This window comes from Stenotrophomonas sp. YIM B06876 (assembly GCF_030711595.1).
Classification (GTDB): Bacteria; Pseudomonadota; Gammaproteobacteria; order Xanthomonadales; family Xanthomonadaceae; genus Stenotrophomonas.
The window spans coordinates 1-366 of the sequence record NZ_JAUJUJ010000636.1 but is presented as its reverse complement, the minus strand read 5'-3'; the positions used below and the strand labels follow the sequence as shown (position 1 = coordinate 366).

The 366-nt window shown below is 64.5% G+C and carries 1 protein-coding gene; it reads left to right on the top strand.

Annotated features, from left to right (window positions below):
* Positions 1-216: 216 nt before the first annotated feature.
* Positions 217-366, top strand: a 150-nt coding sequence (locus QZH66_RS19105) for a LysR family transcriptional regulator (RefSeq protein ID WP_345783888.1), incomplete at its 3' end; no start/stop codon positions are given.

Here is a 366-nt window from a genome sequence, read left to right as displayed (position 1 = left end):
AGCAAACCCAGACCCAAAGACAAAAGTCGCATACGAAGCACTCCAGAAAAACGGCACACGGTGGCGCCTGCCGGACGGCAGGGAGCCCCCATCGAAGCGCCCATCTTAGAAAGCCGCGCGCCCGGTGACCAACAGCAAATATGCAAGTCTGCTTTGCCAAAACGGCAAGGCATTGCATACTCGAAGACCCCCAAGGCAAAGCAACGCCCCCGCCCTATGCGCCCCCATTTCCTGCAAGACACCGCGCTGCGCTACTTCTTCGAGGTGGCGCAGGGCGGCTCGCTCACCGAGGCCTCGGCGCGGCTGCATGTGGCCGCCTCGGCCCTGAGCCGGCAGATCGCGGGGCTGGAGGCGCAGCTGGGCACG